Below are 24,845 nucleotides of genomic sequence, written 5' to 3' on the forward strand. Positions count from 1 at the left end.
AAGGCGTCTCCTTAGCAGTCCAGCGGGTTGCGTTTTTCCGGGTCGATACCGAACTTGGTGATGGCCTCGGCCACGACCTTGCGTTCGATCTCGCCACGGTCGGCCAGCGCTTCGAGCGCGGCCAGTACGACCCAACGGCGGTCCACTTCGAAGAAATCACGCAGTTTGCGGCGGCTGTCGCTGCGGCCGAAGCCGTCGGTGCCCAGCACCTTGTATTCCTTGACCGGCACCCACTGGCGAATCTGCTCGGCGAACAGCTTCATGTAGTCGGTACTGGCAACGACCGGGCCCTTGCGCCCGTTCAGGCACTGCTCGACGTAGCTCTGCTTGGGCTCGTTGCCCGGATGCAGACGGTTGCTGCGCTCCACGGCCAGACCATCACGGCGCAGCTCGTTGAAGCTGGTCACGCTCCACACATCGGCGCCGACGTTGTAGTCGTTGCGCAGGATCTTGGCTGCTTCGCGAACTTCGTTGAGGATCGTGCCGCAGCCCAGCAGTTGAACGTGGTGCGCTGCTTCGCGTTTGTCTTCTTCGAGCAGGTACATCCCTTCGATGATGCCGTCTTCCACGCCTTCCGGCATGGCCGGCTGGTGGTAGTTTTCGTTCATCACGGTGATGTAGTAGTAGATGTTTTCCTGCTTCTCCATCATCCGGTAGGTGCCTTCGCGCATGATCACCGCCAGCTCGTAGGCGTAGGTGGGGTCATAGCTGCGGCAGTTGGGGATGGTGCTGGCCAGGATGTGGCTGTGGCCGTCTTCGTGCTGCAGGCCTTCGCCGTTGAGGGTGGTGCGCCCGGAGGTGCCGCCCAGCAGGAAGCCGCGGGTCTGGCCGTCGCCAGCTGCCCAGGCCAGGTCGCCGATACGCTGGAAGCCGAACATCGAGTAGAAGATGTAGACCGGCAGCATCGGGGTGTCGTAGTCGCTGTAGGCGGTGCCCGCAGCGATGAACGAGGAGAATGCACCCGCTTCGTTCAGGCCTTCCTGAAGGATCTGGCCGTCTTTCTTCGCGGTAGTACATCACCTGGTCGCGGTCGACCGGCTCGTACAGTTGGCCGACCGGGGAGTAGATACCCAGCTGGCGGAACATGCCTTCCATACCGAAGGTACGGGCCTCGTCAGCAAGGATCGGCACGATGCGCTTGCCCAGCTCCTTGTCCTTGACCATGGCAGCCAGGATGCGGCCGAACGCCATGGTGGTGGAGATTTCGCGGTCGCCCGAACCGTCGAGCACCGACTTGAGAATCTCCAGCGGCGGGGTCGGGATGCTGACGGTGCCACGGTTGCGTTGCGGCAGGTGGCCGCCCAGCTTTTCGCGGCACTTGCGCAGGTATTTCATTTCCGCGCTGTCTTCGGCGGGGCGGTAGAACGGCAGCTCTTCGAGTTGCGAGTCGTTCAACGGAATGTCGAAGCGATCGCGGAATTTCTTCAGCGACTCGATATCGACCTTCTTGGCGTTGTGCGCGGTGTTCTTGCCTTCGCCGGCACCGGTGCCATAACCCTTGATGGTCTTGGCCAGGATGACGGTCGGCTGGCCTTTGTGGTTGACCGCCTGGTGGTACGCGGCATAGACCTTGTACGGGTCGTGGCCACCACGGTTGAGTTTCCAGATCTCGTCGTCGGAGAGGTTCTCGACGCGCTTGAGCAGGTCAGGGTCGGCACCGAAGAAGTGCTTGCGCACGTAGGCGCCGTCCTTGGCCTTGTAGTTCTGGTATTCGCCGTCGATGGCCTGGTCCATGCGGCGCTGCATGCGGCCGTCGTGGTCCTGGGCGAACAGTGGGTCCCACATGCGGCCCCAGATGACCTTGTTGACGTTCCAGTTGGCGCCACGGAACACGCCTTCGAGTTCCTGGATGATCTTCGCATTGCCGCGAACCGGGCCGTCGAGGCGCTGCAGGTTGCAGTTGATGACGAAGATCAGGTTGTCGAGATTCTCGCGGCCGGCCAGGGAGATAGCGCCCAGGGTTTCCGGCTCGTCGGTCTCGCCATCGCCGATGAAGCACCATACCTTCTGCTTGCCGGCGGGGATGAAGCCGCGGTTTTCCAGGTACTTCATGAAGCGCGCCTGGTAGATCGCGGTGATCGGGCCCAGGCCCATCGACACGGTCGGGAACTGCCAGAAGTCGGGCATCAGGTGCGGGTGCGGGTAGGACGACAGGCCCTGGCCGTCGACTTCCTGGCGGAACTTGAGCATCTGCTCTTCGCTCAAGCGGCCTTCGAGGAAGGCGCGAGCGTAAATGCCGGGCGAAGCGTGGCCCTGGTAGTAGATCAGGTCGCCGCCGTGTTCTTCGGTCGGAGCCTGGAAGAAATAGTTGAAGCCGATGTCGTACAGCGTGGCGCTGGACGCGAAGGTGGAGATGTGACCGCCCAGGTCAGGGTCCTGCATGTTGGCACGCATGACCATTGCCAGCGCGTTCCAGCGCACGATCGAGCGGATGCGGCGCTCCATGAACAGGTCGCCGGGCATGCGCGCTTCACGCGTGACCGGGATGGTGTTGCGATAGGGCGTAGTGATGGCATAGGGAAGCTGGGAGCCGGTCCGGGTGGCCAGTTCGCCCATGCGGGTCATCAGGTAGTGAGCGCGGTCTTCGCCTTCTTTGTCGAGAACCGACTCCAGGGCGTCCAGCCATTCCTGGGTTTCGACGGGATCGAGGTCTTGCATGGCTTGCTCCAGGGCGGAAAGGCCACCAGAATCGGATGGCCTGAGTTTGCGACTGGCCTTGTGGGCAGACGACATGAATTCTTGGATTACCGGAGGTTGGCCCGGCGGGCTGTAGTTTTACTACAAATCAATTCGGTTTTCATGTTTGCGGACGACACGGGCAGTAGTAAAACTACAGGGATTTGGCTCGATAGCCTTCCAAGGGTTGTGAGAATAAACGATCCCGTAGTTCAAAAATAAGTCAGCAAGCGGGTGCTCTTGATGATTTCTGCCAGGTTTCATCCAGCTCGAACAATATTTCACTTTTGTTCGACATGTAGCTCGGGCACTACCTCCCTTCATTTAACTGCAATTGCCGGATTTAGCGGCTTCAAGGATAGACCATGAGCCAGCCGACCGTGGCACCACTTCCCGCTGCCCTCGATGATCTGGCCCACGCCTGCCGCAGCGAGTTCATTTCCATTGCCCCTCCAGCAGCCGAAGGGTTCGATGAGGTCTTCTGGCAAGCTCTCGGCCGGGTGTGCGCCTGCAGCGACTTTGTTGTGGAGCAGATCCGCCGCGCGCCTGCGTTGCTGCCCGAGCTTGTCGCCAGTGGCGACCTTGGCCGGGTATTCGGCCCAGGCGAGTTGCGCGCCCAGGTGCATGCCGCGCTGGAATCGGCCGAGACCGAGGATCGACTCGGGCAGGTGCTGCGCCAGCAGCGCGCGCGCCAGCAGGTGCGCATCGTATGGCGCGACATCACACGCGCCGCCGATCTGGGGCAAACCTGCCGCGATCTGACCGAGCTCGCCGACGCCTGCATCGATGAGGCCTATCAATGGCTCTACCCGCGCCACTGCCAGCAGTTCGGCACCCCGGTCGGTCGGCGTAGCGGTGAGCCGCAGCACATGATCGTGCTGGGTATGGGCAAGCTGGGCGCTGGCGAGCTGAACCTTTCCTCGGATATCGACCTGATCTTCGCCTATCCCGAAGGCGGCGAAACCGAAGGGGTGAAGCGTTCGCTGGACAATCAGGAGTTTTTCATCCGCCTCGGCCAGCGTTTGATCAAGGCACTGGACCCGGTGACCGTCGACGGTTACGTGTTCCGCGTCGACATGCGCCTGCGCCCTTACGGCTCGGCCGGCGCGCTGGTGCTCAGCTTCAATGCGCTGGAGCAGTATTACCAGGACCAGGGCCGCGACTGGGAACGCTACGCCATGATCAAGGCGCGCGTGGTGGGTGGCGATGCCAAGGCCGGCGTGCAATTGCTGGAGATGCTGCGGCCGTTCGTCTACCGCCGCTACCTCGATTTTTCCGCCATCGAGGCGCTGCGCACCATGAAGCAACTGATTCAGCAGGAGGTGCGGCGCAAGGGCATGGCCGAGAACATCAAGCTGGGGTCGGGCGGCATTCGCGAAGTGGAGTTCATCGCCCAGGCCTTCCAGCTGATTCATGGCGGGCGAGACCTGAGCCTGCAACAGCGGCCATTGCTGAAAGTGCTGGCCACGCTGGAGGGGCAGGGCTACCTGCCGCAGGCCGTGGTGGCCGAGCTGCGCGAAGCTTACGAGTTCCTGCGTTATGCCGAGCACGCCTTGCAGGCGATCGCCGACCGGCAGACACAGATGCTGCCGGCCGATGAACGCGACCAACTGCGTGTCGCGGCCATGCTGGGCTTCGCCGATTGGGCCAGTTTTCATGAGCGGTTGTCTCATCGGCGCGGGCGGGTGGCCTGGCACTTCGGCCAGGTGATCGCCGACCCGGACGAAGACGAGAACGCGGCACTGGATGAGCCGGTCGGTGGCGAGTGGATGCCGCTGTGGCAGGACGCACAAGCCGAGCAGGATGCCTGCCGTCAACTGGAGGAGGCCGGGTTCACCGACCCTGGCCGAGCCTTTCGGCAACTGGCCGACCTGCGCAACAGCCACCTGCTGCGCGCCGCTCAGCGTATCGGCCGTGAGCGCATCGACGCGTTCATCCCAAGGTTGCTGGCCCAGGCGGTGGCTTTGGGCGAACCCAATCTGTTGCTGGATCGGGTAATGCCGTTGGTCGAGGCGGTCACTCGCCGTTCGGCTTACCTGGTGCCGCTGACGGAAAACCCCGGCGCCTTGCGCCAATTGCTCGCGCTGTGTGCCGCCAGCCCCTGGGTGGCCGAGCAGATCGCGCGTTACCCGCTGCTGCTCGATGAGTTGCTCAACGAAGGCCGCTTGTTCAACCCGCCCCAGGCGCCGGAGCTCAAGGCCGAGCTGCGCGAGCGGCTTACACGCATTCCCGAGGACGACCTGGAACAGCAGATGGAGGCGCTGCGGCATTTCAAGCTGGCCCACAGCCTGCGGGTGGCGGCTTCGGAAATCGCCGGTACCTTGCCGCTGATGAAGGTCAGCGACTACCTGACCTGGCTGGCCGAGGCGATTCTGGAGCAGGTGCTGGCGCTGGCCTGGCGCCAGACCGTCGCCCGCCATGGCGTGCCGCTGCGTGCCGATGGCCGGCCGTGCGAGCCGGGGTTCATCATTGTCGGCTACGGCAAGGTCGGTGGAATCGAATTGGGCCACGGCTCGGACCTGGACCTGGTGTTCGTCCACGACGGCGACCCGCAGGCCGAGACCGATGGCGACAAGCCTATCGACGGTGCGCAGTTCTTCACCCGCCTGGGCCAGCGCATCATTCACCTGATCACTGCGCAGACCAACTCCGGCCAGCTCTATGACGTCGACATGCGCCTGCGCCCGTCCGGCGCGGCAGGGCTGCTGGTCAGTTCGCTGGGGGCCTTCGAGCGCTACCAGCAGCAAGAGGCCTGGACCTGGGAGCATCAGGCGCTGGTGCGCGCGCGGGTGCTGGTGGGCGATGCCGAGGTAGGCGAGGGCTTCGAGCGCGTGCGCGCTGGCGTGCTAGGCAAAACCCGGGAGCTGGCTGAGTTGCGCGCGCAGGTCAGCGAGATGCGCGCCAAGATGCGCGACAACCTCGGCACCCGCGCCAGTGGTGCCGGGCGGGGTAGCAACGCCTTCGAGGCAGCGGTGCCCTTCGACCTCAAGCAGGACGCCGGAGGTATCGTCGATATCGAATTTATGGTGCAATACGCGGCCCTGGCGTGGTCTGGCACGCACCCGGCGCTGCTGCGCTACCCCGACAACATCCGCATTCTCGAAGGCCTGGAAGAGGCCGGGTTGTTGCCGGCCAGCGATGCCGTGCTGCTGCGTGAGGCCTACAAGGCCTATCGCGCTTCAGCCCACCGGCAGGCCTTGCAGAAAGCACCCTCGGTGGTGCCGGGGGATCAGTTCGCGGCCGAGCGTCGTGAGGTGATGCGGATCTGGGCCGGGCTCGGCCTGGGCTAGAGTGATGGCAGCGGCCTGTGAATGAACGGCAGGCCGCGCGTTTTTCGGAAAACCCATGAACATTCTGATCATTGGGCCCAGTTGGGTCGGCGACATGGTAATGGCCCAGACACTGTTCCAGTGCCTGAAGCAACGCCACCCGCAGTGCCAGATCGACGTGCTCGCCCCCGAGTGGAGCCGGCCGATTCTCGAACGCATGCCACAGGTGCGCCAGGCCTTGAGCTTTCCGCTCGGCCACGGCGTGCTCGACCTCGCCACGCGCCGGCGCATCGGCCGTTCGCTCAAGGGCCAGTACGATCAGGCGATCCTGCTGCCCAACTCGCTCAAGTCCGCGCTGGTGCCGTTCTTCGCGGGCATCCCGAAGCGCACGGGCTGGCGCGGCGAGTTCCGCTACGGCCTGCTCAACGATGTGCGCACGCTCGACAAAACCCGCTACCCGCTGATGATCGAGCGCTTCATGGCGCTGGCCTACGAGCCTGGCGCCGTGTTGCCCCAGCCTTATCCACAGCCGCGTTTGCGCATTGAGCCCCAGAGCCGTGACGCCGCGCTGGCCAAGTTCGGCCTTGAGCTCGACCGCCCGGTACTTGTTCGATGCCCCGGCGCCGAATTCGGCGAGGCCAAGCGCTGGCCCTCCGAGCACTACGCGGCAGTGGCCGAGGAGCGTATCCGCCAGGGCTGGCAGGTGTGGATCTTCGGCTCACAAAAGGATCATGCGGTGGGCGAGGCGATCCAGGAGCGCCTGATTCCGGGGCTGCGCGAAGAAACCGCCAACCTCTGTGGCGGCACGTCGCTGGCCGAGGCGATCGACCTGATGGCCTGTGCCAGGGCAGTGGTTTCCAACGATTCGGGCCTGATGCACGTGGCCGCCGCGCTCAACCTGCCGCTGGTGGCGGTATACGGCTCCACCTCGCCTGGCTTCACCCCACCGCTGGCCGACCAGGTCGAAGTGGTGCGGCTAGGCCTGGATTGCAGCCCGTGCTTCGACCGCACTTGCCGTTTTGGCCATTACAACTGCCTGCGACTGCTCGAGCCCCAGCGGGTCACCGAGGCCCTTCGCGGGCTCGAAGGGCCCGAGCCGGTCAACGTTCTGGCCGAGGTCGACTGACTTGCGCGTTCTGCTGATCAAAACTTCGTCGCTGGGCGACGTTATCCACGCCATGCCGGCACTCACCGATGCGGCACGGGCGATCCCCGGCATCCGTTTCGACTGGGTGGTGGAGGAGGGCTTTGCCGAGCTGCCCACCTGGCACCCGGCGGTCGACAAAGTCATCCCCGTAGCCATCCGCCGCTGGCGCAAGAGCCTCTGGCAAACCTTCAAGGGTGGCGAGTGGAAGGCCTTCAAGGCGGCGGTTGGCGAGCGGAAGTACGACCTGGTGATCGATGCCCAGGGCCTGTTCAAAAGCGCCTGGCTCACCCGCTATGTGAAGGCGCCGGTCGCCGGCATGGACAAAGACTCTGCCCGCGAGCCGATCGCTGCGCGCTTCTACGACCGCAAGGTGCCGGTGATCAAGGGCCAGCACGCCGTAGAGCGGCTGCGCCTGCTGTTCGCCCTGGCGCTGGGCTACGACCTGCCGCCGGGCACCGGCCAGTACGGGCTCAACCGCTCCAGGCTGCTCAGCATTCCCAACCCGACCTCTTATGTTGTGTTTCTGCATGGCACCACCTGGGCCACCAAGCATTGGCCGGAGGTGTACTGGCGCGAGCTGGCCGAGCGCTTGCGCCTGGCCAACATCGGCGTGCGCCTGCCGTGGGGCAATGAAGAAGAATTTCGCCGCGCGCACCGCATCGCCGCCGGCATGAACAACGTGCAGGTGCTGCCCAAGCTCAACCTGGCCGGCGTTGCCGGGGTGCTGGTGCAGGCGCGCGCCTGCGTGGCGGTCGATACCGGCCTTGGCCACCTTGCCGCCGCGCTGGATGTGCCCACGGTGTCCGTCTACGGCCCCACCAACCCAGGGCTCACCGGCGCCTACGGCCGTACCCAGGTGCATCTGGCCAGCAACTGGCCTTGCGCACCGTGCCTGCAGAAGCAGTGCACTTACAAACCCACGCCGGAGGACCTGGCGCGGCACGATCTCAAACGCGAAGGGCCGTTGTGCTTCACCCGCGTGAACCCCGAGCGTGTGGCAGGGCAGTTGAGCACGCTGTTGTTGGCCGAGGGCAGGCGTTGATGCAACTGGCGTTCGTTTTGTACAAGTACTTCCCGTTTGGCGGCTTGCAGCGCGACTTCATGCGCATCGCCCTGGAATGCCAGCGGCGCGGGCATGCCATTCGCGTCTATACCCCCATCTGGCAGGGCGAGGTGCCCGCGGGCTTCGATGTGCGCATCGTCCCGGCCAAGGCGCTGTTCAACCACCACCGCAATGAAAAGCTCACTGCCTGGATGCAGGCAGACCTCGCCCGCGACCCGGTCGACCGCCTTGTAGGCTTCAACAAGATGCCGGGGCTGGACGTCTGACTACGCCGCCGACGGCTGCTTCGAAGACAAGGCGCAGACGCTGCGCAACCCGCTGTATCGGTACTTCGGGCGTTACAAGCATTTCGCCGACTACGAGCGGGCGGTGTTCGCGCCCGAATCGAAAACGCAGATCCTGATGATTTCCGAGGTGCAGCAGCCGCTGTTCGTCAAGCACTACGGCACCCCGGCCGAGCGGTTTCACTTGCTGCCCCCAGGCATCGCTCAGGATCGCCGCCGCCCGGCCGATGCCGACGCCATCCGTGCGGCATTTCGCCAGGAGTTCGACCTGGCCGAACAGGACCGCCTGCTGGTGCAGATCGGTTCGGGCTTCAAGACCAAGGGCACTGACCGCAGCCTCAAGGCGCTGGCCGCGTTGCCCGAGGCGTTGCGCAAGCGTACTCGGCTGTTCGTGATCGGCCAGGATGACCCTAAGGTTTTCCAGCTGCAGGCGCGCGCCCTGGGCGTGGGCGAGCAGGTGACCTTCATGAAGGGCCGGCCGGATATCCCGCGTTTTCTGCTCGGCGCTGACGCGCTGATCCACCCCGCCTACAACGAAAACACCGGCACGGTGCTGCTGGAGGCATTGGTAGCCGGGCTGCCGGTGCTGGTAACCGCAGTGTGCGGCTACGCCCATTACATCGCCGAGGCCGGCAGCGGCCTGGTGCTGAGCGAACCCTTCGAGCAGGCCCAACTCAACCGCTACCTGGTGCAGATGCTCCAGGACGACGCTGCGCGCGCCCGCTGGGCCGCGCAGGGCTTGGTGTTCGCCGAGCACGCCGACCTCTACAGCATGCCCGAGCATGCCGCCGATCTGATTCTCGAGCGAGGCCCAGGCATGACCCTGATGTTGCTGGAACCCTTCAAAGGCCTGTGGGCCGCGCGTGACCCGTTCGAGGCCGTCGAGGCCCTGCAAGGCGAGGTGTACCGCGAGTTGGAGGGCCGTCGTACCCTGCGCACCGAGGTGCAGGGCCGCGGGTATTTCGTGAAGATCCACCGCGGCATCGGCTGGGGCGAAATCGTCAAGAACCTCGCCAGCGCCAAGCTGCCAGTGCTGGGCGCCGGCCAGGAGTGGCGCGCCATCGAGCGGCTGCACCAGGCGGGCATCGCCACCATGACGGCGGTGGCCTACGGCGAGCGCGGCAGCAACCCCGCGCGGCAGCACTCGTTCATCGTCACCGAAGAGCTGGCGCCTACCGTAAGCCTTGAAGACTACAGCCTCACCTGGCGCACCCAGCCGCCAGCGCCTGCGCTCAAGCACGCCTTGATCGCCCGAGTGGCGAGCATGGTCGGTGGAATGCACCGGGCCGGCGTGAACCACCGCGACTGTTACATCTGCCACTTCCTGCTGCACACCGACCGGCCCGTCACGCCGGCCGAGCTGCATGTGTCGGTGATCGACCTGCACCGCGCGCAAACCCGCAGCAGCACCCCGCGCCGCTGGCGCGACAAGGACCTGGCGGCGCTGTACTTCTCGGCGCTTGATATCGGCCTGACCCGCCGCGACAAGCTGCGCTTCCTGCGAGATTACTTCCGCCTGCCGCTGCGCCAGGTGTTGCGCGACGAAGCGCGCCTGCTGGCCTGGCTCGAACGCAAGGCGGCAAGCCTTTATGCGCGCAAGCAGCGCTATGGAGACGCCCTCTGATGGCTGGCTGGACTCTGGAGCCTGAGTACGAACACCTGGCCGAAGCCTTTGGCAGCCTGGAGGCCGTCTTTGCTCTGCAAGGCGAACGCCTGACCTACGACAACCTCTCGGAGGTCATTCGGGTGCGCCTGGATGGCGTGCTGTATTACGTCAAACGCTACACCGGCGCCGGCCGCGGCCTGCGCCGCTACATGGGGCGCCCGAGAGTGCGTGCGGAGTGGCAGAACCTCAAACGTTTCGCCGAATGGGGCATCCCCACCGCCGAGGTGGTCGCCTGGGGGCTGGAGCGGGATGGCATGGCCTTCGGCCGTGGTGCGCTGATCACCCGTGAGCTGGAGCATACCCAGGACCTGGACCATCTCGCCGGCAAGCGCGATGCGCGTTTGCGCAACCCGGCCTGGGTCGATTACGTCAGCCAGCAGGTGGCCCGCCACACTCGGCAGATGCACGATCACCACTTCACACACAACGACCTGAAGTGGCGCAACCTGCTGGTGGATGATCAGGACACGGTGTTTTTCATCGACTGCCCCAACGGCGCGTTCTGGCAAAGCTTCATGTTGCGCTACCGCATCACAAAGGACCTGGCGTGCCTCGACAAGGTGGGCAAGTACCACCTCTCGCGCACCCAGCGCCTGCGCTTCTACCTTCAATACCGCAAGCGCGAGCGCCTTAACGCGTCGGACAAGAAACGCATCCGGCACATCCTGAGTTTTTTCGAGGGGCGTGAATGAACACTTTCGATGGCGCCGACGCCCAGGCGCTGCTGGCACGCCATGGGCTGGACAGCTTCCAGGCTTTGTGGAACCTGCAATTGACGGCGGTGGACGAGCCCAATACCGGCCGCGGCGGGTGGAGCAGCGTCTACCGGCTCGAGCTTGAGGGCCAGGGGTTCTTCCTCAAACGCCAGAGCGGTTACCTCACCCGCACCTTGCGCCGGCCGCTCGGTGAACCAACGTTTGCCCGGGAGTTTCGCAACATCCAGCGCTACCGGCAGATGGGCATTCCCTCGCTGGAAGCGGTGTTCTACGGCCAGCAAAACACTCCTGAGGGCACCCAGGCGGTGCTGCTGACGCGTGCGCTGGACGACTGGGCGGACCTTGAGTCATGGAACGACAGGTGGGCTGAGGTGCCGCCCGAAGGCCGCAAAGCGATCCTCGATGCAGTCGGTGCACTGACCCGCACTCTGCATGGCGCCGGGCAGGTACACAACTGCTTCTACCCCAAGCACATTTTCCTGCGTGAGCAGGCTGGGGCCTTCCAGGCCTGCCTGATCGATCTCGAAAAACGCGCCCACTGATCTTCGGCCAGCGCGATCGCGTACGCGACATCGAGCCGTTGCTCCGGCGCTCGCACATGTGGAGCGATGCCGAGGTGCGCCAACTGCTGGCGGCGTACTTGCAGCAACCTGCCGAGAGCGCCGAGGTGGGCGCCTGGCTCGACCGCCTGGTCCGCCGCCGGCGTCACAAGGGAAACCGCTGATGCAACTGGTCGATCTGCAAAAGGCCGGCCGCGCGCCTGCGCTGCCGTTGGACATTTCCCTGGCCGATGCCGCCGGTGCGGCCGACTTGCATTTGCTGACCCTGCTGCGCGTGCTGCCTGGCCAACGCTATGTCGGCGCCGGCGTATGGCGCGGCCGCCCGGTGCTGGCCAAGCTGCTGGTGGGGCCCAAGGCGCCCCGGCATTTCGAGCGTGAGCTGGCGGGTGTGCGGCTATTGCAGGCGCAGGGGCTGACCACACCACAATTGCTGGCGGATGGGTTAGAGGGCGGACAGGGGGGCTGGCTGCTGTTCGAGCTGCTGGACCCTGCACAAAGCCTGGGCCAGGCATGGGAGGCGGTCGAGCATCTGCCTGTGCTGGCCGACGAGCAATCGGCCGTGCTCGGCGAGGCATTGACGGCAGTGGCCCAGATGCACCTCAAAGGCCTCTGGCAAGAGGATCTGCACCTGGACAACCTGCTGCGCGCCAACGGCCAGCTGTACCTGATCGATGGCGCCGGCGTGCGCGCTGCCGAGGCCGGCCAGCCCCTGCCGCGCGAGCGTGTGCTGGAAAACCTCGGTGTGTTCTTCGCCCAATTGCCGCCAGCCCTGGCGCCGTTCACCGAGGAGCTGCTGGTGCATTATCTGCTGGCCAACAGCGAGCACGCCCTTCCGCTGGAGGCCCTGCAAAAGCAGATCGACAAGGTGCGCGCCTGGCGGCTGAAGGATTACCTGGCCAAGGCCGGCCGCGACTGCACGCTGTTCAGCGTCCAGCGCAGTGCCTCGGGGCTGACGGCCATGCGCCGTGACCAGGCCCCGGCACTGGCCGAAGTGCTTGAACAGGCCGATGCGCTGATCGATGCAGGCCACCTCTACAAGACCGGCGGTGCCGCGACCGTGGCACGAGTGCAGGCTCAAGGCCGTACGCTGGTGATCAAGCGCTACAACATCAAGGACGCACTGCACTGGCTCAAGCGCTTCTGGCGCCCCAGCCGGGCCTGGCATTCGTGGATCGCCGGGCATCGCCTGGCATTCCTCGGCATCGCTACGCCCAGGCCACTGGCGGTACGGGAAAGCAGAACCCTCGGCCTGCGCGGCCGCGCATGGCTGGTGACGGAGTACCTTGAAGGGCCCGACATCATCGAGCACTGGGCGCCCTGCATCGAGAGTGGGCAGGTGCCTGAAACCGAACTGCTGGCGCTCGACGAGCTGTTTCAAGCGCTGCTGCGCGAGCGCATCAGCCACGGCGATCTCAAGGGCCACAACCTGTTCTGGCATCAGGGCCGTTGGGCGCTGATCGATCTGGACGCCATGTGCCAGCACGGCAGCGAGGGCAGCTTCGCCAGCGCCTATGCCAAGGATCGCGAGCGCTTCCTGCGCAACTGGCCGGCGGGCAGTGCGCTTCGCACGTTGCTCGAAGCGCGCCTGCCTGCCACCTCTTCGCCTCAGGCCTGAGGCTGCGCTGGCTTAGTCGATGTCCAGCCAGGCGCTGGCCATGGCCAGTTGCTTGAGCTTGGCTTGCCAGCCTGAGCCGTGTGGCGCTCTGCGCAGTTTCAAAGTCAGGGTGTCGCCGCCGCGCTGCGGGGTCGGATGCACGACGGTGTAACGCCCCGCAGCCAGGCTGCGCCGCACTTGTAACAGCGTGCCTCCCAATTTGAGCAACTGCCGCCCCTCGTCTTCGAATACCTCGCCTTCAGTGGCATTCTCGGGGCCTGCCACGCTCAGGCGTTGCAGCAGTGCTCGGATGTCCGGGACGATGCCTTTCCACAGCGGCAGGCCAAGCATCTCCCATTCGCCCCTGGCATTGCGCTGGATCGTCGGCTTGTAGAGTGCGTCCGGCTTGCGGGCGTCGATTACCCGCCAGTGTTCGCCGTCGAACATCACCTGGTAGCGATTGCCTTGGCGGTCCTGCACGAAATAGTCGCTGTAGCCGTCGGTGAGCACGCGTGCCTCGATCACTTGGTCGGCGTTGCTCAGTTCATAGCGCAAGTGCGTGCTGGCGGGGTTGGCGGCATATTGGGGGTGTAGCGGGCGCACCGTATTGAACGGGAAGCTGCGAACGAGTTTGCTCGTCAGCGGGTTGCTGGAGAGCGCGACGGCGGCCTCCAGCAGGTGGGAATACATCTCTACCGCGCCGAGCAATTGCGCCTCGGTGCTGGAGGTTTCCAGGCTTTGAGTGAAGGTCACGGCCGACCACGCTGCCCGTGCCACTGACAAGCTGCCCACAACCTTTGCGGGAAGCACGCAACTGATCAGCTCGATCAGGGTGAGCGCCAGGCGCTGCGCCGTGTCGAGATTCACCTCGCGATTGCTGGTGGTCAGCGCATCGGCGTTGGCGATGATCATGCGTGTCTCGGACAGGTAGCCGTTGCTGAGTACGTCAGCCGTGATCCGTTGGGCGTCGATATGCCGGTAGAGCTTGGGCGAGCTCAACAAGGCGCGAACGGCGGGTTGTTCCGGTAGCGCCACCCTGGCGCACAGGTATTGCCTGACGTCGTCCCGGCTCAGCCACTGCTGTGCCAATGCCGCCCGGTTGTCGAATCGTGCCCAGTACTGTCGGTCGGGGCTGTCGGGTGCATAGACCAGAACGGGGGTTGCCTGGCCGTCCGGAGCGGGGCCGATCAGATAGACACCGTGAACGGGTGCCTGCCGAATCATCAGTTGCCAGGCTTCGATGCGTTGGCCGTCTACTACGCGGAGCTCTGAGCTCTCCGGGTGTGCGAGCAGGGCTGCGATCCATGGATGGAGGCGGTCGCCACCGCCCAGGTGGCCCCGATAGCCGTCCTTGAGCCCTTCGTAACGCATTTTTGCGCTTAACAGCTGGCGATAGGTTTCGCGACGCCACTGGGCTTCATGCCCGGTACGCAATTGTGCAGTCAGATACTGCCCATAAGTGCCGCCGACATTGGCCTGACGTACCAGCTTGCGTACAGCCCCGGCACCCAGGCCGGGGATGGCGTTGCCATGTTCGTCTCGTATGCGTGCCGTCAGCAGGTAATCCAGATCGAGGGGGCTGAGGTTATCCAGCGCCAGCTGCAGCAGGTTGCGGGTGTGGGTCAGGTGCTCCAGTGGTGGCCCGGTGCGGTCAAGCACTCGGCCAGCACTGGAGCCGGTTTCAGCGGGGTTGGCCGGTGAGAGCAGGGGGCCGGTTGCGCGGGTTCGAGTCACGCTGACCAAAATGCGTTCGGGCGGCAACACAATGCCCAGAGCCCGCAGGCCGCTGGCCAGCCTGTCGCGAGCGAAGGCCTCAAGGCCGACGCGCGAGGCGAACCGCTGCAGAGGGATCAGTTCGGGCGCCATGGCGGCAGCGGTTGCGACCCGCAGGTCGCTCATCGCCCGGTTGAGCCTGAGCATCCGCTCGTTGCCGAGGGTTTTCAGCCAGGTTGGCATCGCCGCTACCAATTGAGCGGTGACGTGCGTTTCGCGAAGCCCCGTAGACGTCAGCAATGGCTTGAGGTCGCAGGCGGCCCGTAGTGTTTCGTCCGCCGCCAGCATGTCTTTCGAGCGCAGCTCGGCAAGGGCCTGAGCCCAGCCATCCTGAGCTGCGTGGCGTTGGCGCAGGATCAGCGAATTGGCCAGGGCTTCGAAGATCAGCCCGCGGATGGGGACCCATTCCAGTCGATCGCAACCGCTGCAATTGCGGGCATCCGAGGGCGCCATGGCGCTGAGCAATGCCGGCCCCTGCACGTCGTCTTCCAGCCGCGCGACCAGCTCGGCATAAAGCAGCGGCCAGTTGTCGAAGGGCTCGATGCCCCAGGCCAGCGTCGACAGCACCACCGGTTGCAGGGGGCTGTTCAGCGGGTTGGTCGCAGCCAGCACAAAGGCACCGCTCAGCCACCAGAACCGGTTGCCTGCCCACAGCCTTGGCATGCCTTGCCAGCAAGGCTCGCTGCCGAGGGGCGCATGGCACAGTGCCCTTGCGGGTTCGGCCAGTGTTCGCCCCTGCTCGCGCAGTGTGAGCTGCGCCTGCCACTGTTCGCGCAGCCAGCCGGCCAGCCAGCGGGAGCGGGTCTGGCCCAGGTAATCGTGCACATTCCAGAAGGCGTACAGGCTATCGAGCCAGCGTGTACGGGCATCACGGCTGAATTGCCGAGCCAGGTGCAGGAGGCTTTGCGTTTCGGCCGGCGGGAGTGGCGCCTGGCCTTCGGCTGTGAGGTGCTCGACCGGCGTGGGTGGTTCGCCTCCACCTGCGGCGATCGCCGCAGCCAGCCAATGTGTCAGGGGCTGTTCGGCCAGGTAGAGCGCATCCGGGGCCGTTGAATTGGCAGGTGAGCGCAAGGCCGAGGCAAGATTGCTGCTCAGCAGGCTCCAGAGCGTTGGGGTCGTTTCCAGGGCTCGGGCCAGCTGTGATTCCAAGGCGGTCAGGTGTGTGAGGGGGGCTTCGTCTTTCATGGCGCAGAGGCTCCTGAGCGTTGGGAAATCGCCAAGCCTGAGCGTGCACCGTTACCTGAGGTGGTATTTAAGACTATGACGCACCGGGCGTTGGGGATGCCGGCGGCACATCCTCTGGTATACTTCGCCGCTTTCGATTCACACCGATCTGAGTTCGATGAGGCCCCAACCTTGGCATTGACGATTCTTGGCCTGTCCGGCGCCCTGAGCCACGACCCCTCCGCTGCGCTTTACATCGATGGCAAGCTTGTCGCTGCTGCCGAAGAAGAGCGTTTCGTACGGGATAAACACGCGAAGAACCGCATGCCCTACGAGTCGGCGAAGTTCTGCCTCGAGCAGGCAGGCATCAAGCCGTCCGATGTGGATGTGGTAGCCATTCCGTTCGCTCCGATCAGCCTGTTCGGCAAGGCCCGCTGGCACTACGCCAAGCGCTACTGGTATGCCCCTGACCGCGCATTGGATGCGTTGCTGATGGGCAACCGCCGCTACAAGCGCTACCGTAACAAGATCGTCTGGTGCCTCGAGCAACTGGGCTTCGACCCGAAAAAGGTCAAGATCGAGCCGGTCGAGCACCACCTGGCGCACGCTTCCAGTGCGTACCACTGCTCCGGCTTCAAGGAAAAGACCGCCATCCTCGGCATCGATGGCAAGGGTGAGTACGCCACCACCTTCTTCGGCTACGGTGAAAACGGCAAGATCCACAAGATCAAGGAATTCTTCGACCCTGACTCGCTGGGCGGCCTTTACGGTGCGATCACCGAGTTCCTGGGTTTCGAGATGCTCGACGGCGAGTTCAAGGTCATGGGCATGGCGCCTTATGGCGACGCCAGCAAATACGACTTTTCGCGCCTGGCCAGCTTCGAGAACGGCGAGCTGGTGATCAATACCGAGCTTGCCAACGTCATCGGGCTGCGCCGCTACAAGGAAAACGGCAAGGGCTTCTACTTCTCGCCCAAGCTGATCGAGTGGCTGGGGCCCAAGCGTGAAGGCGATGTCGCTGACGAGCCTTACATCCACTACGCGGCCAGCATGCAGGCGCTGTTCGAGAAGCTCGCGCTGCAGATGATCGACCACTATCTGGGCGACATCCTCAAGGAAACCGGCAAGCTGGCCTTCGCCGGCGGCTGCGCGCTGAACGTCAAGCTCAACCAGAAGATCATCGCTCGCCCTGATCTGAAGGAGCTGTTCGTGCAGCCCGCCTCTGGCGACGCGGGCACTGCGGTGGGGGCGGCAGCTTATGTGTCGCACGCCCGTGGCGTGCCGGTCGAGAAGATGGAGCACGTCTACCTCGGCCCGGCGTATTCCAACGAAGACGTGATCGCCGCGTGCGCACGCCATCCGAACAAGCCTGAATGGCGCAAGCTCGACGACATGCCGCAGCGCATCGCCCGGATCATGGTCGACGGCAACCCTGTGGCCTGGTTCCAGGGCCGCATGGAGTTTGGCCCACGTGCCCTCGGTGGTCGCTCGATCATCGGTTGCCCGAGCGCTGCCGGCGTGGCCGACCGCATCAACGAGCAGATCAAGTTCCGCGAGCGCTGGCGCCCCTTCTGCCCATCGATGCTCGACACCGTGGCACCGCAGATGATCATGGTCGATCACCCGGCACCTTTCATGACCTTCACCTTCGAAGTGAATGAAGAGTGGAAAACTCGCGTACCCGAGGTGGTGCACGAAGACGGCACCTCGCGCGCCCAGGTGCTCAAACGCGAATACAACCCGCGTTACTACGACATGATGAAAGCGCTCGAAGAGCTCACCGGCAACGGTGTGTCGCTCAACACCTCGCTCAACCGTCGTGGCGAGCCGATGATCTGCTCGCCAACCGATGCCCTGAACATGTTCTACGGCTCGGACCTGCAATACCTGATCATGGAAGACATCCTCGTGGTCAAAGAAGGCGCCGACCCTTATGTCAGCCTTGGCTGAGCGCCATGTGCTGCAGCTGTGCCACAGCTATTCGGGGCCGTTCCTCGACTGCGCCCGGCAGTACGCGAGCCTGTTCCGCGGGCGTGGCTACAAGGTGACCACGGCGTTCCTGACGGGCGAGGCAGCGCCGCACCTGGCCGCCGAATGCGGCAGCGACGAGGTGCAGTTCCTGGGTTTCAGCTCCGCAGATGTTCGTGGGCTGAAGCTGGGTGCCATCGCCGCCTTGCGCAAGCTGGTGAGTGCCCGTGACTACGCTTTCTGCATCGCCCACCGCTTCAAGCCGCTCTACGTGGCTCTGCTGGGTACGCGCTTGCCAGTCATCGGCGTGCACCATGGCTTCGGAGACTATGAGCGGGCAGGGCGGCGCCTGTTCGCCAACCTCTTTCGCACGCGCCTGTCGTTGCTGGGTGTATCCGATGCCGTGCGCGACGACATGCGTCGCTGCCTGCCCGGGTGGCCGGCTGAGCGTATCGAAACCTTGTACAACCGCATCGATCTTGCCGAGCGCAAAGCGCAACTGTTGCCGCGCAGCGAGGCTCGGCAGGCGCTTGGGCTTGCCGACGGCGACTGGGTGATCGGCAACGTTGGCCGGCTACATCCGGACAAGGACCAGGCCACCCTTTTGCAGGGGTTCGCCCTGGCGCGCAGTCGCCTGCCGGCCAACGCCCGGTTGGTGATCATGGGGGAGGGGCGGCTGGAGGATGCGCTCAAGCGCCAGGCCGAGCAGGCCGGAATCGATGACGTGGTGTTGTTTGCCGGCCAGGTGCCTCAAGGCGCCCGCTATTTTTCGGCGTTCGACGCCTTCGCGCTCACCTCTGATCATGAGCCTTTCGGCATGGTGCTGCTGGAGGCAATGAGCGCTGGCGTACCGCTGGTGGCTACCGATTGTGGCGGCGCGCGCGAAGTGGTCGAAGGGGTTGGCGAGTTGTTCGCGCTACGTGATTCGCAGGCGCTGGCCAATGCGCTGGTGCGCGTTGCAAGTCTGGATCCGGAGCAGCGCCGGGCCCTTGCCGAGGCGATGAGTAAGCGCGTAACCGCCCGTTTCAGTGACCAGGCCGTTGCCGATACCTTCTGGCGCCTGCCCATGGTTCAGCCGCGGAGGCCGGCTTGATGCTCGAGCGCTTTGCCTTCTGGCGCGAACGTGGCTGGGCGCCGATCGATGCAGCGGCTTACGCGCAAGCCTGGGCGCAGTTCGGCGGCAGCGTCGCCACTCATCCCGAGGTGGTGCAGCGGCTGGCGAACCTTGCCGGGCTGCCGGTGCGCTATCTGGGGGTCGAGCGCGGTGGGGAACTGGTCGCCGCGCTGCCGGCCTGGGGGCGGCACCTGGCTTTGAGCAAGGAAGGCTTGAAGGCAGCCGGTAAAAGGGGCTCTTCGACCTCGGGAACGCAGAAATCATTCTGCCCGCCAGTGACACGGCGCAAGCGCCGTTGCGGCATCGGGCCCGTTACCTGTCCACGCTCAACCAAGGCAGGTTTTCGGGCCTGAAGGCTCAGCCGGAGCAACTGGCGCTGGCCCGCGAACCCGAAGACCTGTCCAAGAAATTTCGCTACAACCAGCGCCGCGAGCTGCGTTTGCTGGAGGAGGCAGGCGGAGTGGTGCGCCCGGTGAGCGAGTTTTCCGCCACCGAACTGGCACGGATCTACTGCGACCTGTTTCAGCGCCGTTGGGGCTTTGCCGCCACGGGCGCTGCGCACATGGCCGAGGTGGTCGAAAGGCTTCAGCCTTTTCTGATCGGCTCGATCATCTTCCTGGAAGGAGAGCCGATCGCCACGCAGTTGATCTATCGCGTCGAGGCGCCTCGATGGATCAGCGTCGAGTACGTCAATGGCGGTGTCGACCCTCAGACGCGCGAATTCAGCCCTGGCAGCGTGCTCAGTTTTCTCGACACTCAGGCTGCCTGGGAAGATGCCCGCGCCAGGGGCAAAGCCCTGCGCTTCTCGTTCGGCCGCGCCGACCGAGAATACGAAGCACGCTGGTGCAACCCGGTCGAGGTCTGGCAGGCATGAGCCGCAAGCAGACATTGTTGCGCCGCCACCGCCGCAACAAGCGCGTCACGCTGATCATCGGCTTGCTGATGCTGTTGGCGCTCGGTGTTCTGCTGGCCTGGTGGGTAATGCCGCTAGGCGTGCTGCTGGCATGGGTCGCCCATGAAGCCTGGTTCTCCGACCATTTGTTCTATTCGCCCGCGCAGGACTACCAGTACGACCTGCCCTCCGAGCGGCAATGGCCCGTAAGCCTCGCAGGCGGCCGCCTGGCGTTGCCGGCCGAGGCCGCAGCGGCCGTCGTCGAGGGCGACACGCTGGTGTTGCGCGTCCAGCTGCGCAGCGCCTGGGCGGGGCGCTTCATCGACCCCTATGTTGCGCTGGGCAGTGACCGGCAGACCTTCGAGCGTGGCTCGCGCGGTGTTCGCTACCTCAACCTCACGGGCGTCGATCCGGTAGCTGGCCTGGCGTTGGTTCCGCGCCATTGCCGCCTTGGGGCGGATGCCACCTTGCTCGCGTTCAGCCCGCCTGCGGCGGCGCTGGGCCGGGTACTGGTCATTGCACCCCATGCCGACGATGCTGAGCTGGCAGCGTTCCAGCTCTACAGCCAGGCACGCGAAAGCTGGATCGTGACATTGACCGCCGGCGAAATCGAGGCTGAACACTATGAGCGCATGGGCCTGCCCAAAGCTCAGGCAAGCCGGCTCAAGGGCCAACTGCGAGCCTGGGACAGCCTTGCGGTACCCTGCGGGCCGGCGTGCCGGCCGAGCGCTGTGTGCAGTTGGGCTATTTTTGCCTGCAATTGCCGGCAATGCGCGAGCAGCCTGGCACGCCCATCGCTTCCAGAACGGCCCCATTGTGCGATGTGCGCCCGTTTCGGCGCTTCAACCAGGTGGCCCTGCGCAGCGACAGCGATGGTGCCCCGACGTGGACCAACCTGATTGGCGACCTGGTTGAGCTGCTCGAGCGTATCCGCCCGGATGCCATCGTGCTGCCTGACGCAGGCCTGGACCCTCATCCTGATCACATCGCTTCACGCCAGGCGGTAGTGCAAGCGCTTGAGAACGCCGGGCAGGCGCCTGTTTTGCTCGGTTATGCCAACCACCTTCACGACAACGACCGTTGGCCCATGGGTAACGCGGGAGATGGCGTGGCATTGCCACCGTGTTTCGATGCCAGCCAGCTGCGCCAGCCCTGGGTTGTGCGAGTCAGCCCCGATCAACAATGGCAAAAGGCTATGGCTCTTGGCATGATGCACGACCTTCAGCCACCATTGCCGGCCAAGCGTCGCCTGCGGCGCTGGTTGCAACGGTTGTTGAGCGGCCGTAAATGGCCGCGCTATGGTGAAAACGAATTCTTCCGCAAGGCGGTTCGGCGTCATGAGTTGTTCTGGGTCCAAGGGCTCGAACCTGGCCCGGCCAGCCGCGGCCCCGAAGTGTGAGGCCATTGTGAACCGCCCGCCAATCCTGTTCCTGATCCCGTATTTCGGCGCCTGGCCGTTCTGGATGCCGTTCTTTGTGCAGAGTTGCCGTGCCAACCCAGACATTGACTGGCTGCTGTTCAGTGATTGTCCGGTGCCGGACAACCTCCCGCCCAATGTGCGCGTGCGCTCGATCAGCTACGCCGACTACTGCGCGCTTGCCGCGCAGCGCATGGGCATCGAGTTCGCACCTGCCAACCCTTACAAGCTGTGCGATATCGAGCCAGCCCTTGGGCATATCCATGAGAATGACCTCAAGGGTTATGAATTCTGGGCTTTCGGCGATCTCGATCTGTTCTATGGCGACTTGCGCGCCTGGCTGAGTGACGCCCGGCTCAAGCGCTACGATGTGCTCACCACTCATGCCCGGCGAGTGGCCGGGCACCTGTGCGTGCTGCGCAACACTGCCCGCTATCGGCAGCTGTTCATGCGAATGAAGCAGTGGCAGCAGCGTTTCAGCGACCCCCAGCATCATGCGATGGACGAAGGCGCGTTCAGCCGCTTGTTCGTGTGGCGCAAGAACTTCCCCAGGCCGCTGTTCAAGTTAGTTGGCCTGTTCAACCCGCTGCGTCGTGCCAGCCTGTTTCAGGAGGCCTATACCACGCCGAATGGCTGCATTGCGTGGCGCGACGGCCGCCATGAGTTTCCCGAACGGTGGTACTGGCGCTCAGGCAAGGTCGGCAACGATCTTGATGCTGGGCCATACCCCTACTTTCATTTCGCCTGCTGGAAACGCAACGAGTGGCGCGAACTCGCGCCCCAGAATGCCTCCATATTGTCGGCCATCGCCGCAAGCGGGCATTGGATCGTCGACACCGAGGGGTTTCACCCTGGAGAACCATGAGCAAGCCCTTCAAGATTTTGCAGCTGCACCCTGACTACAACATCAAGCGTCATGACTTCGCGGACTTGTCCGAACAGATCGTCAAGGCCCTGCCGGCTGAGCGCTACCAGGTCACGCAAGCGTTCCTGCGGGGTCGCCCCGGCGCTGGCGAGCCGGAAAGCCGTGCTGCCCGCAGTGTCTACTTCGATATGAGCGAGACTGCGCTCAAGGGTGTGCGCCGGCTGGGCGCCTTGTGGCGCCTCTATCGGTTCTGCAAGGCAGAAGGCTTCGACGCGGTCATCTGCAACCGGTTCAAGCCGGTGAACATGATGATGCAGCTCAATCGTTGGCTGAAGATCCCGCTGTGTATCGGAATCGTACATGGTTTCGGTGAATACGACCGAGCCTACAGGCGCCGGCAAGCGCACAAGAGCATCGACCGGCACTGGCGCTTCATCGGCGTATCGCCAGCTGTGCGCGAATACCTGTTGGGCCTGGGTTGCGGCTTCACACCTGGCAATACCGTCGCCATCACCAACGCCATCGATATCGACCAGGCGCGGGGCCTGCAACTGGAACGGCAAGCTGCCCGCTCCGCTCTGGGGTTGCGCCAGGACGCCCGGATGATCGGTGCCTTGGGGCGGCTAGTGCCGGTCAAAGGCCATACTTTCCTGTTGCAAGCGTTCGCGCGGCTGATGGACCGTTATCCGAACGTTGAGCTGGCCATCATCGGCGCGGGCCGCGAAGAAGCCAACCTGCGGCGGCAGATCGGTGACCTGGGCCTGGCGGGGCGGGCTCACCTGCTGGGGTTCCAGGCTGATGCGCTGCAGTATGTGCGCGCCTTCGACGTGTGGACCATGCCGTCGTTGGCTGAGGGGCTTGGCCTTGCGCTGCTCGAAGGCATGAGTGGCGAGCTACCCGTAATTGCCTCGAATGTGCCGGCCATGCTCCCGCTGATCAAGGGTGCAGGTGGTATTGCGGTTGCGCCTGGAGATATCGACAGCTTGGCCGAGGCCCTGGATACCTACCTGGCAATGCCGGACGAGCAATTACGTGAAAAGGGGAGCGAAACCTTCGCCTATCTCTGCCAGCACCACGCTATCGAGCCGTTCCGCCAGGCCTACCTTGAATTCATAGAAAATAGCCTTGCGATGGAGTGTACTCGTGGCTGACAGCCTCCCATTGGTAAGCGTAATCATCGCTTCCTACAATCATGGTCCCTACATCGAGGAATGTATTCTCAGCGTATTGGCACAGGACTACCTCAACATCGAGCTGCTGGTGGTCGACGACGGCTCAACCGACGACAGTGTCCAGCGCATAGAGCGGTTGCAGGCACAGCATGGTTTCGACTTTCGGGTGCAGCAGAACCAAGGGTTGACCAACACCCTGAATGGCGTTGTCGCCCGTTGCCGCGGTTCGTTGATTGCGCCGTTCGGCTCGGACGACGTCATGCTCCCGGGGCGCATCAGTGCTCAAGTCGCGCACATGGACGGCAAGCCGGAAGTCGGGATCTGCTGCGGCAACATCGAGCTGATCGACGCCGATGGCAAGCTCTATCCGGAAAAGCGCCAGAATCGTGACATACCGTTTCGTCGGCTGGATTTCGACGACATGTTCATGGAGCGCAAGCCGTATCCGCCTGCGCCGACGCTGCTGATTCGCCGTGAGGCACTGGAGGCGGTAGGCGGGTTCGACCCGCGCATCCGCCTGGAAGACCTGTTGATCGAGCTGAAAATCACCCGTGCAGGCTATTACATCGACGGGCTCAATGTGCTTATGGCGCGCTATCGCAAGCACGCCACCAACTCCTACAAGAACCTGCGCTTTATGACAGATGCCATCCTGCGAAGCTACGCGTTGTTCAGCGACCACCCGCAGTATGAGTACGTAAAGTACCGCTTTCTCAACTCGATGTTCCTGAAAGTCTCCAACCGTGACCGCACGTTCGCCCGAGAACTGCTAGCGCAGATCCCCTTGAAACGCTTCAACGGCAAGACCGTCCGTGGCCTGATTCGCTATGTGCTGCCTTACAGGAAAGCCTGATCAGGCTGAGGTCAGCATCAAACGCTCTGCAGGGCCATGGCCGGCCTGTGTGGCATAGCCCGCTCTGAAGGCCCCCGCTTCGCTGGCCAACAGCCATTGGGCATCTTCCGAATAGCGATGGATGTGCTTCAGGTTGCGCTGGCGCAGGCTGGCCCTGAGCGGTGAGGGCAGCAAGCGCATATCGGCCACGTCGATCAAGGCAAACCGCTGCTGCTCGTCGATCAATACGTTGCCCAAGTGCATGGAGCGGAAATAGATGCCTTGTTCGTGCACCTGGGCCATGAAGGCGCCGAACGCACGAGCCAGGCCTGCGGCGTCTGCAGTACCTGTGTGCGCTTGGCGCAGCGTCTGGCCGGGCAGGGGGCGATAGCGCACAGCAGCGGCCCCTGCGCCCATGTCCCACAGTGCCAGCACCGTAGGGGCGGTGATGCCACGTTGGTTCAGGAAAAAGCAATTATCGGCGAAGCGTTGCGCCAGCGGATAAAAACTGTTGCTGGTAAACAGGCCGCGGGCGCGAAACAGTTTGACGAAGCTGCCGTCTGCAAGCTCGACCACTTTGGCGCCCAGGCCGTCGGCCTCAATCACCTTGCCTTGTTCGATGCTTTGCCGATCCGCTGCGCAGGGCACGCTTGGCTGGATTGTGGGAAGCCCA

The 24,845-nt window shown here is 64.1% G+C and carries 13 protein-coding genes and 5 pseudogenes; 15 read left to right on the plus strand and 3 right to left on the minus strand.

Annotated features, from left to right (window positions below):
* Positions 1 to 11: 11 nt before the first annotated feature.
* Positions 12 to 2,658, minus strand: a pseudogene (gene aceE / locus LN139_RS23670) (pyruvate dehydrogenase (acetyl-transferring), homodimeric type).
* A 383-nt stretch (positions 2,659 to 3,041) separates the two neighbouring features.
* Here aceE and glnE point away from each other — a divergent pair.
* The 8 genes and pseudogenes from glnE to LN139_RS23710 all read left to right on the plus strand — a co-directional run bounded on the left by glnE (position 3,042) and on the right by LN139_RS23710 (position 12,996).
* Positions 3,042 to 5,966 carry a bifunctional [glutamate--ammonia ligase]-adenylyl-L-tyrosine phosphorylase/[glutamate--ammonia-ligase] adenylyltransferase gene (glnE, locus tag LN139_RS23675; protein WP_236357480.1) on the plus strand — a complete coding sequence of 975 codons (2,925 nt, stop codon included), beginning with the start codon at positions 3,042 to 3,044 and terminating at the stop codon, positions 5,964 to 5,966.
* 55 nt (positions 5,967 to 6,021) lie between these two features.
* Positions 6,022 to 7,071 (plus strand): lipopolysaccharide heptosyltransferase II, encoded by a 1,050-nt coding sequence (waaF, locus tag LN139_RS23680; protein ID WP_236357482.1) that lies wholly within the window; start codon positions 6,022 to 6,024, stop codon positions 7,069 to 7,071.
* A gap of 1 nt (position 7,072) precedes the next feature.
* Positions 7,073 to 8,134: a lipopolysaccharide heptosyltransferase I gene (waaC, locus tag LN139_RS23685; protein WP_236357484.1), complete on the plus strand. Its 1,062-nt coding sequence runs from the start codon at positions 7,073 to 7,075 to the stop codon at positions 8,132 to 8,134.
* Positions 8,134 to 9,241: pseudogene (locus tag LN139_RS23690) on the plus strand (glycosyltransferase family 4 protein); the annotation flags it as partial. The gene waaC and the pseudogene LN139_RS23690, both read left to right, overlap by 1 nt.
* 15 nt (positions 9,242 to 9,256) lie before the next feature.
* Positions 9,257 to 10,063 carry a lipopolysaccharide core heptose(I) kinase RfaP gene (gene rfaP / locus LN139_RS23695; protein WP_236360586.1) on the plus strand — a complete coding sequence of 269 codons (807 nt, stop codon included), beginning with the start codon at positions 9,257 to 9,259 and terminating at the stop codon, positions 10,061 to 10,063.
* Positions 10,063 to 10,797, plus strand: coding sequence for a lipopolysaccharide kinase InaA family protein (locus LN139_RS23700; RefSeq protein ID WP_236357487.1), 735 nt, complete (start codon positions 10,063 to 10,065; stop codon positions 10,795 to 10,797). Before rfaP ends, LN139_RS23700 begins: the two co-directional genes overlap by 1 nt.
* Positions 10,794 to 11,545, plus strand: a pseudogene (locus LN139_RS23705) (lipopolysaccharide kinase InaA family protein). Before LN139_RS23700 ends, LN139_RS23705 begins: the two are co-directional and overlap by 4 nt.
* Complete coding sequence (locus LN139_RS23710) at positions 11,545 to 12,996, plus strand: lipopolysaccharide kinase InaA family protein (protein ID WP_236357489.1); 1,452 nt, start codon at positions 11,545 to 11,547, stop codon at positions 12,994 to 12,996. The pseudogene LN139_RS23705 and the gene LN139_RS23710 overlap by 1 nt, the downstream one beginning before the upstream one ends.
* A gap of 12 nt (positions 12,997 to 13,008) precedes the next feature.
* On the opposite strand, the gene LN139_RS23715 is transcribed toward LN139_RS23710, so the two are convergent.
* Entirely contained in the window at positions 13,009 to 15,933 is a 2,925-nt protein-coding gene (locus LN139_RS23715) for a dermonecrotic toxin domain-containing protein (protein ID WP_236357491.1), read from the minus strand.
* 171 nt (positions 15,934 to 16,104) lie between these two features.
* Here LN139_RS23715 and LN139_RS23720 point away from each other — a divergent pair, with 171 nt between their 5' ends.
* From LN139_RS23720 to LN139_RS23750, 7 genes and pseudogenes are all read left to right on the plus strand, one after another.
* Complete coding sequence (locus LN139_RS23720) at positions 16,105 to 17,862, plus strand: carbamoyltransferase family protein (RefSeq protein WP_236357493.1); 1,758 nt, start codon at positions 16,105 to 16,107, stop codon at positions 17,860 to 17,862.
* Positions 17,846 to 18,973, plus strand: coding sequence for a glycosyltransferase (locus LN139_RS23725; protein WP_236357496.1), 1,128 nt, complete (start codon positions 17,846 to 17,848; stop codon positions 18,971 to 18,973). Before LN139_RS23720 ends, LN139_RS23725 begins: the two co-directional genes overlap by 17 nt.
* Positions 18,973 to 19,868, plus strand: a pseudogene (locus LN139_RS23730) (GNAT family N-acetyltransferase). The gene LN139_RS23725 and the pseudogene LN139_RS23730 overlap by 1 nt, the downstream one beginning before the upstream one ends.
* Positions 19,865 to 21,285 (plus strand): annotated as a pseudogene (locus tag LN139_RS23735) (PIG-L deacetylase family protein). The pseudogenes LN139_RS23730 and LN139_RS23735 overlap by 4 nt, the downstream one beginning before the upstream one ends.
* Positions 21,286 to 21,289: 4 nt before the next feature.
* A complete protein-coding gene (locus tag LN139_RS23740; protein WP_236360588.1) occupies positions 21,290 to 22,168 on the plus strand; it encodes a DUF6625 family protein in 879 nt (292 codons plus the stop codon).
* Positions 22,165 to 23,319 (plus strand): glycosyltransferase, encoded by a 1,155-nt coding sequence (locus tag LN139_RS23745; protein ID WP_236357498.1) that lies wholly within the window; start codon positions 22,165 to 22,167, stop codon positions 23,317 to 23,319. The genes LN139_RS23740 and LN139_RS23745 overlap by 4 nt, the downstream gene beginning before the upstream one ends.
* Positions 23,312 to 24,193 carry a glycosyltransferase gene (locus LN139_RS23750; RefSeq protein WP_236357501.1) on the plus strand — a complete coding sequence of 294 codons (882 nt, stop codon included), beginning with the start codon at positions 23,312 to 23,314 and terminating at the stop codon, positions 24,191 to 24,193. The genes LN139_RS23745 and LN139_RS23750 overlap by 8 nt, the downstream gene beginning before the upstream one ends.
* On the opposite strand, the gene LN139_RS23755 is transcribed toward LN139_RS23750, so the two are convergent.
* Positions 24,194 to 24,820, minus strand: coding sequence for a hypothetical protein (locus tag LN139_RS23755; protein WP_236357503.1), 627 nt, complete (start codon positions 24,818 to 24,820; stop codon positions 24,194 to 24,196).
* Positions 24,821 to 24,845: the final 25 nt, after the last annotated feature.

It is taken from the genome of Pseudomonas sp. KNUC1026 (assembly GCF_021650705.1).
Lineage (GTDB): Bacteria > Pseudomonadota > Gammaproteobacteria > Pseudomonadales > Pseudomonadaceae > Aquipseudomonas.